The 13268-nt window shown below is 65.5% G+C and carries 10 protein-coding genes; 1 reads left to right on the forward strand and 9 read right to left on the reverse strand.

Annotated features, from left to right (window positions below; genetic code table 11):
* Positions 1-3: 3 nt before the first annotated feature.
* The 3 genes from N6H05_RS22360 to N6H05_RS22370 form a co-directional block, all read right to left on the reverse strand.
* Positions 4-1068 (reverse strand): efflux RND transporter periplasmic adaptor subunit, encoded by a 1065-nt coding sequence (locus N6H05_RS22360; protein ID WP_284111743.1) that lies wholly within the window; start codon positions 1066-1068, stop codon positions 4-6.
* Positions 1069-1156: 88 nt separating this feature from the next.
* Complete coding sequence (locus N6H05_RS22365; RefSeq protein ID WP_284111744.1) at positions 1157-1894, reverse strand: TlyA family RNA methyltransferase; 738 nt, start codon at positions 1892-1894, stop codon at positions 1157-1159.
* Positions 1894-3936 (reverse strand): protein-disulfide reductase DsbD family protein, encoded by a 2043-nt coding sequence (locus N6H05_RS22370; protein ID WP_284111745.1) that lies wholly within the window; start codon positions 3934-3936, stop codon positions 1894-1896. Before N6H05_RS22370 ends, N6H05_RS22365 begins: the two co-directional genes overlap by 1 nt.
* Positions 3937-4013: 77 nt before the next feature.
* Here N6H05_RS22370 and N6H05_RS22375 point away from each other — a divergent pair, with 77 nt between their 5' ends.
* Positions 4014-5693, forward strand: coding sequence for an alkaline phosphatase family protein (locus N6H05_RS22375; protein WP_284111746.1), 1680 nt, complete (start codon positions 4014-4016; stop codon positions 5691-5693).
* 96 nt (positions 5694-5789) lie between these two features.
* On the opposite strand, the gene N6H05_RS22380 is transcribed toward N6H05_RS22375, so the two are convergent.
* The 6 genes from N6H05_RS22380 to N6H05_RS22405 all read right to left on the reverse strand — a co-directional run bounded on the left by N6H05_RS22380 (position 5790) and on the right by N6H05_RS22405 (position 13266).
* Positions 5790-7103, reverse strand: coding sequence for a hypothetical protein (locus N6H05_RS22380; protein WP_284111747.1), 1314 nt, complete (start codon positions 7101-7103; stop codon positions 5790-5792).
* A 208-nt stretch (positions 7104-7311) separates the two neighbouring features.
* A complete protein-coding gene (epsC, locus tag N6H05_RS22385; protein WP_284111748.1) occupies positions 7312-8313 on the reverse strand; it encodes a serine O-acetyltransferase EpsC in 1002 nt (333 codons plus the stop codon).
* Between the two features lie 115 nt (positions 8314-8428).
* Positions 8429-9763, reverse strand: coding sequence for an ATP-binding protein (locus tag N6H05_RS22390; protein ID WP_010337002.1), 1335 nt, complete (start codon positions 9761-9763; stop codon positions 8429-8431).
* On the reverse strand, positions 9760-10470 hold the full coding sequence (locus tag N6H05_RS22395) for a response regulator (protein ID WP_004211079.1): 711 nt from the start codon (positions 10468-10470) through the stop codon (positions 9760-9762). The genes N6H05_RS22390 and N6H05_RS22395 overlap by 4 nt, the downstream gene beginning before the upstream one ends.
* A gap of 184 nt (positions 10471-10654) precedes the next feature.
* Complete coding sequence (locus N6H05_RS22400) at positions 10655-11485, reverse strand: TorF family putative porin (RefSeq protein WP_284111749.1); 831 nt, start codon at positions 11483-11485, stop codon at positions 10655-10657.
* Positions 11486-11769: 284 nt separating this feature from the next.
* Entirely contained in the window at positions 11770-13266 is a 1497-nt protein-coding gene (locus tag N6H05_RS22405; RefSeq protein WP_284111750.1) for a SulP family inorganic anion transporter, read from the reverse strand.
* Positions 13267-13268 lie beyond the last annotated feature (2 nt).

A 13268-nucleotide genomic window follows, 5' to 3' on the forward strand; every position in this document is an offset into this window, starting at 1 on the left:
GGCTTAGCCGGCGGCCTTGGCGGCCTTGCCGCCCTTGTCGTCATCACCCTTCTTGTCGCCGGCCAGGCGCACCGGCGCGCCGTCGGTCAACTTCACCACGCCTTCGGTCACGATGTGCTGGCCGGCCTTCACGCCGCCCAATATCTCGACCAGGCCGTTCTGGCGGATGCCGGTTTCGACCTTGGTCCGCTTGGCGGTGCGCCCCTCCAGCACGAAGACGAAGCGTTCGTCGCCATCGCCGATCACGGCCAGTTCGGGCACGCCCAGAGACTGGCGCTCGCGCGAGAAGACGCTGACCGTCAGCAGCATGCCGGGCTTCAGCGCCTTGTCGGGATTGGGCATGATCGCACGGACGCGCACGGCGCGGGTGGCGGGATCGATCACGGGATCGATCGTCGCGATCGTGCCGTTGAACGGCCGATCGGGCCAGGCTGCGGACACGGCCTTGATCGGCATGCCCTCGCGGATCATCGACAGGCGCGTCTCGGGCACGGTGAAGTCCAGCTTGATCCGCGAAATATCGCTGACCGTGGCGATCGCGGTGCCGGCGGTGATGACCGCGCCGGGCGATACGGTGCGCAGCGACACCCAGCCGCCGAAGGGCGCGCGGATGGTGCGGTCGCCGATGCCGGCACGGGCGAGGTCGGCATTGGCGCGGGCGCTGCTGGCGAGCGCAATCTGCTGCTCGACCGTGGCGCCGGTGGCAAAGCCGCGCGACTTGAGCGCCTGGATGCGCTTCAACTGCTGGTCGGCCTGCAGCGCGGTCGCCTCGGCCGCAGCCAGCTCGGCCTTTTCCTGGCCCACGGCCATGCGGGCGATCACCTGCCCCTTGGACACGAAACCGCCATCGGTGAAGTTCAGCACATCGATCCGCTCGGTCACCGGTGCGGACAGCACCACCTGCTCATTGGCGAGCGCGGTGCCGACCGCCTCGACATTGTCGGTAAAGCGGGTGGGCGCAATCGCCACCGCCTCCACCAAGGCTGGCGGGCGAGCTTTCTTTTCCTTCTCCCCGCCGCAACCGGCAAGACAAAGGGCAACGAGAATGACAGGCAGGGTCGAGCGCATGACGAGGGGCTAACGGGCCTTTGTGACGGACACAACCGCATGGAATGTGTCAAAATGTATCGCAGGGCGGGTAACGAAGCTGGCGCGATTATCCGCCAAGCCGTGCATGAATCAGAAATTCGACATTGCCCTGTGGCCCGGTGATCGGACTGGTCGTGATTCCAAGCACTTCCCAGCCCTTCTCACGGACCCAGGCAGCGACTTCGTCGCAGACGCGCTGGTGGATGGCGGGATCGCGCACTACCCCGCCCTTGCCCACTTCCTCGCGCCCTGCCTCGAACTGCGGCTTGATGAGGGCGACCAGCTGCGCGCCGGGCCGGGCGAAGCCGATCGGCTTTTCGAGCACCTTGGCCAGGCTGATGAAGCTGGCGTCGCACACGATGATGTCGACCGGCTCGGTTATATGGGCGTCGGTCAGGATGCGGGCGCTGGTCTGTTCATGGACGATGACGCGATCGTCGGAGCGCAGCTTCCAGGCGAGCTGGTTAGTGCCGCTGTCGACCGCGTAGACCTTGGCCGCGCCCTTGCTCAGCAGCACGTCGGTGAAGCCGCCGGTCGAGCTGCCGACGTCGATCGCGACAAAGCCGGTGACGTCGATGCCATATTCGTCAATCGCATGAGCGAGCTTGATGCCGCCGCGCGAGACCCAGGGATGGTCGCGCCCGCGCACGTCCATCTCGGCATCGTCGGGCACCTGCTGCCCCGCCTTCTCGACCTTCTTGTCGCCCAGATAGACCAGGCCGGCGAGAATAAGCGCCTGCGCCCGCGCCCGGCTTTCCGCAAGGCCATTGTCGACGAGCAACTGGTCGGCACGAATCTTGGCCATCAGCGCACCAGTCCGGTGAGGGTCGACGGGGTCAGTAGCTGCGGCAATGTCTGGGCCTCCTTGCCCGGTGCGTACCAGAGGTAGAGCGGCACGCCCGAACGGCCCTGCGCTTCGAGGAAGCGGGTAATCGCCGGATCGGCATTGGTCCAGTCGCCCATCATGACGGTGACGCCCGCCTTCTCGAACGCCGCGCGCACCTCCGCCCGCTCGATCGCGGCGGCCTCATTGGCCTTGCAGGTCAGGCACCAGTCGGCGGTGAAATAGAGGAAGACCGGCTTGTTCGCGGCGCGCAGCCCGTCGAGCTTTTCCGCGTCGAAGGCGACGACGGCACCTTCGCCCGCTGCCGTAACCGCTGGCGCGCGGGCAGGCAACGCCATCGCCGCACCGACCAGCAGGACCGCCGTGCCGAGGCCGACCTGCAACCAGCCGCCGCGCCCGGCCCGCTGGCGCATGCCCAGCCACCAGAGCAGCAGCACCAGCATCAGCGCCGCGCCAAGCCCAATGGTCATGCCACCGACACCGCGTTGCTGCCCCAGCAGCCAGGCAAGGCCCAGCGCCGTCAGGAACATCGGGATCGACAATATGCGCTGCAACCGGCCCATCCATGCGCCGGGACGCGGCAGGCGATTGCGCAGCGCAGGCAGATAGGCGAGCAGCAGGAAAGGCAGCGCCAGACCGAGGCCAAGGCCGGCAAAAATCGCCAGCGCCGCGCCCAAGGGCAGCACCAGCGCCGTGCCCATCGCCGCACCCATGAACGGCCCGGTGCAGGGCGTCGCGACGAGGGCAACCAGCGCCCCGGTCCAGAAGGCACCGATCATGCCGCCCTTCCCTGCCAGCTGGCCACCGCCGCCAAAGGCCGGCAGGTCGAACAGGCCAGCAAGATTGAAGGCGATCGCGCTGACGAGCAGCAGCAGCGTCAGGATGATGCGGGGGTCCTGCAACTGGAACGCCCAGCCGACCGCGCTGCCCGCGGCGCGCAGCCCAAGCAGCAGGCTACCCAAAGCCAGACAGGCCAGGATCACGCCCGCACCATAAGCCAGCGCCTCGCGCCGCGCCGCCCGTTCGTCGCCACCCGCCTTGGCCAGGCTCAGTGCCTTCAATCCCAGGATCGGGAAGACGCAGGGCATGACATTGAGCAGCAGCCCGCCCAAAATCGCCCCGCCCAGCGCCAGCAGGATCGTGCCCGCCAGCCCCTTGGGCGCGATCGCCGCGACCTCGCCGGGCTTGGCCGTGAGCAGGAAGCCGACATGGTCGCCGGTCCGCAGCACCGCCTGCGCAGCGCCGCCCTTGAAGCCCTCGCCTGCCTCGGTCTCGACCAGCAGCCGGTCGCCTTCGCGGCTGATCTTCTGCGCGGCGGCGAAGCGGGCCAGCCCGTCGCTTAGCGGGAAGAGATGAACGTCGCGCGCCTGCGCATCGGCGGGGAACGGCACCGACAGGCGCAGCTTGCCATCGACGATCTGATAGGTCGCCTCGCTGCCCAGCGGCCGGGGCAGATGGCCGCGCCAGCCATCGAAGCGCGCCTGCATCGCCGGCACGACCTTGCCATCGCCCGCCACCAGTTCCAGCGCCAGTTCGCCGCTTTCCGGCACGCATATCTTGTCCGTGCAGGCCAGCCATTCGGCCTTCACCCGGATCGGCAGATGCGTGCCGGCCGCCACGTCCGGCGCCACGCCCAGATTGGCGAGCACCGCATAGGGGCCTTCATAGACATGGTTCATCAGGCCGGAAATCAGCAGCGTCTCGGGCACCGGATAGCGCAGCGCGCCGATCGTCACGCCCTTGGGCAGGGTCCAGGTCACGGTCATGCCCAGGCCCGCATCGCCCGGATTTTCCCAATAGCCGTGCCAGCCCTTTTCCGGCTTCATGGCAAAGGCGATGGTCGTGCCCTTGCCGGGCGCGGGCGCCGCGCTTTCGGCCATCAGCTGCGCGGCGATATGCGCAGGGCCGCCACCGAATGCGGCCTGCGCCTGCACCGCCGGCGGTGCGATCGACAGCCCTGCCAGCATGGCGAGCGTCATGAATATGACTTGAAAAATCCGCATCGGGCCTCTGGTCGCGTGGATGCAAGGGGGCTAGGTCGCTCCCTATCCGCCGTCAAGGCATGAGAAGGTCATAGAATATGTTCAAAAGAGTCGCCGCCGCTTTGTTGCTTGCCACCGCCATGCCCGTCGTGGCGCAGAGCCCCGCGCCTGCAGCCGCTCCTGCACCGGCCGCCCGCAGCATTGCCGCGACTCCGCCCAAGCTGATCGTCGCCATCTCGGTCGACCAGTTTTCGGCCGACCTGTTCAGCGAATATCGCCAATATTATACCGGCGGCCTCAAGCGCCTGACCAGCGAAGGCGCGGTCTTCCCGCGCGGTTATCAGAGCCACGCCGCGACCGAGACCTGCCCCGGCCACTCGACCATCCTGACCGGCAGCCGCCCGTCGCGCACCGGCATCATCGCCAATAACTGGTTCGACCTCGACGCCAAGCGCGAGGACAAGAATCTCTATTGCGCCGAGGATGAAAGCCAGCCGGGCAGCAGCAGCGACAAATATGAAGCCTCGCCCCTGCATCTCAAGGTGCCGACGCTGGGCGGCCGGATGAAGGCGGCCAATCCCGCCACCCGCGTCGTATCGGTCGCGGGCAAGGATCGCGCCGCGATCATGATGGGTGGCGCGACCGCCGACCAGGTCTGGTGGCTCGGCGGGCCGCAGGGCTATGTCAGCTACAAGGGTGTCGCCCCCACCCCGCTCGTCACCAAGGTCAATCAGGCCTTTGCCCAGCGCCTCGCCCAGCCCAATGCCGGCTTCGAGCTGCCCGCCCAGTGCGTGTCGAAGGATTTCCCGGTCCAGGCCGGCAACCGCACCGTGGGCACCGGCCGCTTTGCGCGTGACGCGGGCGACTATAAGGGCTTCCGCATTTCGCCCGAGCAGGATGCGATGACCCTGGCCTTCGCCGCCGCCGCAATCGAGAGCATGCAGCTGGGCAAGCAGGCGCAGACCGACATCATCTCGATCGGCCTGTCGGCGACCGACTATGTCGGCCACACCTTCGGCACCGAAGGTACCGAAAGCTGCATCCAGGTCGACCGGCTCGACACCGAACTCGGCGCCTTCTTCGACAAGCTCGACAAGGACGGCATCGACTATGTCGTGGTGCTGACCGCCGACCATGGCGGCCATGACCTGCCCGAACGCCACCGCATGAACGCCATGCCGATGGAACAGCGGGTCGACATGGCGCTGACGCCCAAGGCGCTCAATGCCACCATCGCCGAGAAGGCCGGCCTGCCCGGCAAGAAGGTGATCTGGAGCGACGGCCCGTCGGGCGACATCTATTATGACAAGGGGCTGACCGCCGCGCAGCGCGCCAGGGTCGAGACCGAGGCGCTCAAATATCTGCGCGCCCATCCGCAGGTGCAGACCGTCTTCACCAAGGCGGAAATCGCCGCCACCCCCTCGCCCTCGGGCCCGCCCGAAAGCTGGAGCCTGATCCAGGAAGCGCGCGCCAGCTTCTACCCCAGCCGCTCGGGCAACCTGCTGCTGCTGCTCAAGCCGCGTGTCATGTCGATCCCCGAACAGGCGGTGAAGGGGTCGGTCGCCACCCATGGCTCGCCCTGGGATACGGACCGCCGCGTCCCGATCCTCTTCTGGCGCAAGGGCATGCAGCATTTCGAACAGCCGCTGGGCGTCGAGACGGTGGACATCCTCCCCAGCCTCGCCGCGCTGATCAAGCTGCCCGTGCCCAAGGACCAGATTGACGGCCGCTGCCTCGATCTGGTCGCCGGCAATGGCGATAGCTGCGCCGGGCAATAAGCCGGCAGCCAGCGAGATCGTCTCGCCCGATCCGGCTTCGACGCCTCCCCCCTTTGATGGTGGGAGGCGTCCTCATTCGCGCATGTGTCGATCGGCTCAGACCGCCGCATCCTTCACCGCCTTCTCCTTGCGCACCAGCCGGTCGATCGAGTCCGGCACCAGCCGCTCGGCAAAGCCCGCGATGAAAGCCAGCAACATCATCCGCAATATGTCGGCATCGTAGAAAAAGCCCAGTGCCTTAGACAATCTGGCGATGCCACCGGGCACATGGTCGGGCGCGCGCAGGACATAGGACAGCCTGCCGGTGGCCGGCGCCTCCGGCTCGGTCCTCGCGCCAGGTACGGGCTTCGAGGAGGTTTCCGGCCTTTTCGTCTCCTGCATCCTGTTGGTCGCGGCCGCGCCGCTTTCGGCTGGCAGATCAATGATCGTGCGTTGCGCCGTCAGGCTGGGAAAAAAACGCAGGTCCAGCCCCATCGCGGCGGCCGATCCGGATATCACCACCAGATAAAGGACCATGGCGAAGACGCCGCCCGCCATGATGGAGCAAGCCACGCTCTCCCGGCTGAAATTGAGCGAAACCAATTCGTTGAAGGGATCAGCAACCAGGATATTCTGCCCGCCTATATCCTGGAACTTCCGACTGATGCTGACCACTGCGCCGATCATGCCGGTCAGGAAAAGGACGGCCATCGCCGTGGGCATCCAGGGCAATTCGCGCCACCATGACCAGCGCGGCCCAGTTGTCGTGGCCAGCAGGAAGATGACGGCAATCATCAGCACAACAGCAACGCTGCGCGAGAACAACCACCATTTGACCGATGCCAATGTCTCCTCGCGGCGGCTGTTGAGAACATAGAGTTGTTGCATATAGGTGGACAGGCTCAACAGATCAGCCCGTATCTTGTCGGCATCCTCCCGCAAATCCTTGTCCATCGATGGTGGCAGCGACCCCTCATGTTCGATCAGCGCCTTTTGGGGCGCGATCCGCCGCATCCGGTCGAGCAAGACCCAGCGACGCGCCACCAGAAAATCATCCGGGATGATCGCGATCATCTGCGCATCAATCTCGACATAATGTTCGAATGCCTGGATCGGCTCGCCGCCAATCTCCGGATCACCGCCCTTAAGCCGGGCTGCCGCTGCGGCTTTGCGGGTCGCTTCGAATGACTGGTCCAGTTCCCTAATCCTGGACAGGCACTTTTCGACAGACGACCGGCGTGGATCCGCGTCAGCTAACAGGCTCAACTTATGCTCGACATAGGTCTTGGTCGACGCGAGCAGCACGGCAATACACTGCCCATAAGCATCAACAATCTGGCGCTGATTCTGGCAGGGCCGCGCCGACGTCTCACCCGGATTGCCCAGCAGGATTCTGCTGACCATCTGCCGCAATTTAAAAAACCAAGTCACGGCCCACCTCCCCACGAGAAATTGGACGACGTGACGGATGATCGGCAAATTATATTGCAACGAAGCGCAGCGACCCTGGATGCCGGCTATACCGTCATCCATAATCCTATGGATCATTGCCGCGGCTCTCAACCGGTTCGGTCCGATATGGATCAATTACATCCGATATTTCGCCGGGTTCGAAATGGACAATTTCGGGCCTTTGAGTTCAGATATTCTCGCCGATCCCATCCGTGCTTTCCAGCAGCGCATGGACGCGGTGCGGGGCCGACACTTCCACCCGGCTGGTCACCTCATGCCGGGCCTTGGCCTGGCGCACATTGCTGTCGGCCGGCACGCTTTCGGTCAGCCATACATTGCCGCCGATGACCGAGCGGCTGCCGATGATGATCCGGCCCAGCACCGTCGCGCCGGCATAGATGACGACATCATCCTCGATGATCGGATGGCGCGGCTGCGCCTTTTCGAGCGCGCCCTTCTCGTCCGAGGGGAAGCTGCGCGCGCCCAGCGTCACGCCCTGATAGAGCCGCACCCGATCGCCGACGATCGCTGTCTCGCCGATGACGACGCCGGTGCCATGATCGATGAAGAAGCCGTGGCCGATGCGTGCGCCGGGATGGATGTCGATGCCGGTATGGGAATGGGCGATCTCGGAAATGATCCGCGCCACCAGCGGCGCACCCAGTTCATAGAGGCGGTGCGCCAGCCGATGATGAATGATCGCCAGCATCGATGGGTAGCAGATCAGCACCTCGTCCACGCTGCGCGCGGCCGGATCGCCCAGGAAGGCCGCCTCGACATCGCTGTCGAGCAATGTGCGCAGCGCCGGCAGGCTGTGGGCGAATTCGCCGATGATCCGCGCTGCCGCTGCGTCGACTGCGGTAATCGGGTCGTCCTTCATCGCGTAGATGAGTTCGAGCCTGATCTGGCCATAGAGGCGGCTGAGCACGGTCTGCAGCGTCTCGGCGACATAGGCGTCCTCATTGTGCAACCGCACGAAGCTCGGCCCCAGCCGCAGCGGGAACAGCGCGCCGCACAGCGCGCCGGTGATCTTCACCAGATTGGCGCGCGACGGGAAGCCTTCGGCGCCATATTCGGCATGATGCTGCTGTTCCTGCCGCCAGCGACTGCGCGCGGCGGCCAGGTCCGTGACCAGCCGGTCCAGATCCCAATAGCCTACGCCTTCACCCTGCATATCGCCGTCCGCCATTCCCTGCGCCTCTTGTCCGATGGGCAACCGGAATAACCCGCGTCTGCGCGCCAGGATAAACGAGTTTTGCTTGGGGGTAGCGAGATTCTCTTTGCCGAACGCGCCGGGAGGCCGATCAGACCTTGGCTTCCGGCCTGTTCAGATAGAGGCAGATTTCGACGCGCAGCCCGCCCTCGGGCCGGTTGGCCAGCGTCAGGCGGCCGCCCTCCTGCTCGACCGTCTTGGCGACGATGGCCAGGCCCAGCCCCATGCCGCGGGTGTTGCGCTGGCGCGCCGTATCGAGCCGGTGGAAGGGTTTCAGCACCTCCTCCAGCCGGTCGCGCGGAATGCCGGGGCCATCATCATCGACGCGGATCAGCACCTCATTATCGTGCCGCGCAACGCTGACCCGCGCACGCACCCCATAATGGAGCGCATTCTCGATCAGGTTGCGCACGGCGCGGCGCAGCGACAGCGGGCGAACCTCCATCTCCAGATGATCCGGCCCGTCATAGATCACATCGTCGCCATGATCCTGGAAGGCGTCGACCACCGTCGCGATCGTGACCGCGACATCGATCCGCACCGCCGGTTCGGGATTCTTCTCGCCGCCCAGAAAGGCCAGCACGGACTCGATCATCTCGCCCATTTCGGCCAGATCCTCGCCCATCGCCTCGCGGATTTCAGGATCGTCCACTGCTTCCAGCCGCAATTGCAGCCGGGCGAGTGGCGTGCGCATATCATGACCGACCGCCGCCAGCGTCTCGGTCCGCTCGTTGATCAGGCGATGGATGCGGGTCTGCATCGCGTTGAAGGCACGGATCAGGTTGCGCACATCATTGGTGCCCGCTTCCGCCACCGCCACCTGCTGCGCCAGGCCGATCCGCTTGGTCGCATGAGTGAGGTCGCGCAGCGGCGCCAATGTCCGCCGGATCAGCACGCCGCCCGCAATCAGCAGCGCCAGCACCGGGATCAGCGCCAGGCCGAAGCGGCCGAAGGTGAAGGCCCATTTGCCGCCGCTATGATGCATGCCGAAATAGAGCCAGCTGCCATCCGCCAGTTGCAGCCCGCCATTGATCTGCGAGGAACGGCCGGGCGAATTGAGCCGCAGCCACAGCCGCGATTCATGCAGGCTGGGTTCCCAGTCGACGATCTGCTGCCGCATCCGCGCCAGTTCGGGCGACAGCGGCGGCGGCGGCGGCGCGGCCAGCGTCCAGTGGATGTCATAGCGGTCGGTGGTCAGTTGCGCGCTGACCCCGCCGCGCTGGCTGACCGGCGCCTTGGCCACCAGCTTGCGCGCGATCACCAGATGTTCGGCCAGGCGGCGCGCCTCGTCATCCTGCAGCGACAAATGGCTGGCGCGCTCATAGATGAGCGTGCCCACCACGAATTCCAGCAGGACGGTCAGCAGCAATATGCCGAAGATGCGGCCGACCAGCCCGAGCGACCGGCTGAACCGCTGTCGTCTCAAGCGCGCGCGACTTCCGCGTTGAACATGTAGCCGACGCCGCGCACCGTGGTGATCGGCGCAGGCCGGTCCTCGGTCGACAGCTTGCGGCGCAGGCGGCTGACCAGCACGTCGATGCTGCGGTCGCTGCTGTCGCCCATGCGGGTGCGCGACAATTCGATCAGCCGTTCGCGTGCGATCACCCGCTGCGGATGACTGAGGAAACTGCCCAGCAGGTCGAACTCGGCACCGGTCAGGTCGACGATCGCGCCGGTCGGCGACCGCAGTTCACGACGCGGGAAGTTGACGATCCAGCCGTCGAAGCGCGCTTCATTCTCGCGCTGCTCGTCCGGGCCACGTTCCACGCCGACACGGCGCAGGATGGCGCGGATGCGGGCGATCAGTTCGCGCGTGCCGAAGGGCTTGGGCAGATAATCGTCGGCGCCCAGTTCCAGCCCGACGATACGGTCGGTTTCGCTGCCCTTGGCGCTGATGAAGATGATGGGCACGTCGCTCTTGCGACGGATCTGGCGGCACAGGTCGATGCCGTTGGTGCCGGGCAGCATGACGTCCAGAACGACCAGGTCGACCGGGCCGGCATCGAAGGCCACCCACATTTCCGGACCGGACGAGGCCGGACGGACCTGATAGCCATGTTCCTGCAACGCCCGCGCCGTCAGCGTGCGGAGCGGCGGATCGTCTTCGACAAGGATGATCGAGGGGGCGGTCATGCGCGGAGCAACATCAGGCTGTTCATGATGTTGGGAGATAAGCAGCGCCCGGTGGAGGGTCAACCGCAGCTTGCTGCCGAAACACTTCCCAGGGGACGTAGCAACAATTTGTCACGGCAGGGACAGGCCGGCGGCACAAGACAGGGTCATGGCGGGCCTGCATAAGCAGGCCCGGCCGACAGGATCAGAAGGCGGCGGTCAGCGAGAAGACCACCTTGCCGCGCGCGATCGACGAGCCATCCGCATCCGAGAAGTTGGGACGGATGTAATTTTCCTCGACGCGAGCGATGTCGGTATCGACGTAGGAAACGCCCAGCGTCAGCGGGGTGCCCGGAATGGCGACGTCGGCACCGACCATATAGTCGAGATATTTGCCGGTCGGGGCCAGGCTGGTGCCGTTCGGACCCAGGCCGCTATTGCCGTTCGACCAGCCGACATGGGCCTTGAGCGTCACCGGCGTGTTGGGAATGCCGCCGCTGACGTCACCCCAGACATAGAAATTATCTTCCTTGTCACCCGGATTGGCGATCGTGCATGCCGCGTCGCTGCACCATTTGCCCAGCGCCTGCTGCTTGGGAGCGTAGGCCACGCCGACCAGACCCTTTACCGGACCCAGTTCGCTCGACAGCTTGACATAGGGCTCGGCGAAATCGGTCTTGTTGGCACCCGACGGGTACATGTACCAGGTCAGGCCGACGTCCAGCGTCGCGCCGCCCAGCGGAATGGCGTAACCGGCGAACAGGTCCAGTTCCATGTTGGAACCACCAAAGGTGCCCCAGCCCGACAGGTTCGAGGCCCAGGTGCCGGCGTAAGCGCCGCTCTCGTGCGTGAGGGTGATACCGCCCTGAACCGCCATGCCCTTGTCGGACTGCGACACACCACGGAAGCGATAATCGGAAACCAGGCCAACGCTGCCGGATACGGTGACCGGACCTGCGGGTTCTTCCTGGGCGAAAGCCGGCGCGCTCGACATCAGAGCCAGAGCGGCACAAGCGATTTGATACTTCATGAACATTCCCCTTTTACGAAAGAATGTTCCGTCCTGCATCCGCGGCCCGAAGATCTGTTTGAAATCGTCTTCCGTACCGGCGGATGTCTATTGGCCTATTCTTGCCAGCCGCCAGCGCAAACCTCTATCTTCGCATCTGCACAAGGGAAGAGGAGCGCTGTGATATAGCAATCACGGTTCTTTTCCAAAGACCGTTCACATTGTTTCTATTTGGTGTCCAAATTGCATCTGAACATGAAAAAACCGCCACATCCGGGGATGCGGCGGCTTTTCTGTCATGCAGGCTCGTGTCAGGCGACGAGTTGGCGCATCCGTCCGGTCGCGCCGAACAGCTCCACCCTCGCGCCCGCGCCGGTGCGGCGATCCGCCCATTCGCGCACCATTTCGGCGCAGGTATGGTCGATATGGGTCAGGCGCTCGACGTTGAGGATGACCAGCTGCCCCGCCGGCACCGATTCCAGCTTGGCCGACAGCCTGGGCAGGCTCAGGAAGCTTGCCGTGCCGTGCAGCGCCACTTCATGCGCATCGCCGCGGCTGGCTTCCTCGACGCCCAGGCGCAGGCGGCTGGCATGGGGGATCAGTTCGATCAGCGACAGGCCGATGCCCACCAGCACGCCGGTCAGCAGGTCGGTCGCGACGACGCAGATCAGCGTCGCGGCCCACACGATCGCCGGCAACGGACCATAAAGATGGAACAGATGCTTGACGTGCGACAGACTGACCAGACGGAAGCCGGTCACGACCAGGATGCCGGCCAGGGCCGCCATCGGCACTTCGCGCAGCAGCCAGGGCAGCAGGGCGACGAAGCCCAGGATCCAGGCGCCATGCAGGATCGCCGACAGGCGGGTCTTGGCACCGGCCTGGACGTTGGCGGACGAGCGGACGATGACGCCGGTCATCGGCAGCGCGCCGGCAAAGCCGCAGAGCAGGTTGCCCACGCCCTGCGCGCTCAGTTCACGATTGTAATTGGTGCGCACGCCATCATGCATGCGATCGACCGCCGCGGCCGACAGCAAAGTCTCGGCGCTGGCGATGAAGGCGATGGCGATGGCGGTGGTGATGATGGTCGGGCTCATCAGCTGCGCCAGCAGGCCCTGCTCGGGCAGGCTGATGGCGGACAGGATCGATTCCGGCACCACAACACGGGCGACCGGCAGGCCGAGCGCGAAGGCGACCAGCGTCGCGGCGACCACGCCGACCAGCGCACCCGGCACCAGCTTCATCGATGCAGGGCGGAACTTCTCCCAGCCCAGCATCGCGCCGATGGTGACCAGGCCGACAGCGAAGGCGGTGGCCGCGTCCTGATTGGTCAGGCCCAATATCTGGCCCGGCATCGCGATCAGATTGTGCAGGCCGCTCGACAGCGGCTTGTCATCGAACAACACATGGAACTGGCCGACGACGATCAGCACGCCGATGCCCGCCAGCATGCCATGCACGACCGCCGGCGAAATGGCGCGGAACCAGCCACCCACCTTCAGCAGGCCGGCAACGATCTGGATCGCGCCTGCCAGGATCAGGATGGGGCCAAGGGCCGACAGCCCCTGTTCCCGCACGATTTCGAAGACGATGACCGCAAGGCCGGCCGCCGGACCGCTGACCTGCAGCGGCGAACCCGCCAGCAGGCCGACGACCAGGCCGCCGATGATGCCGGTGATCAGGCCTTTTTCCGGCGGCACGCCGGAGGCAATGGCGATGCCCATGCACAGCGGCATGGCCACCAGGAACACGACGATCGACGCCGTGAAGTCGCGGCTGAACGTGCCGCCGGAAAAGGCCTTCAACATGA

Origin of the sequence: Sphingobium sp. WTD-1 (assembly GCF_030128825.1) — a bacterium.
Lineage (GTDB): Bacteria > Pseudomonadota > Alphaproteobacteria > Sphingomonadales > Sphingomonadaceae > Sphingobium.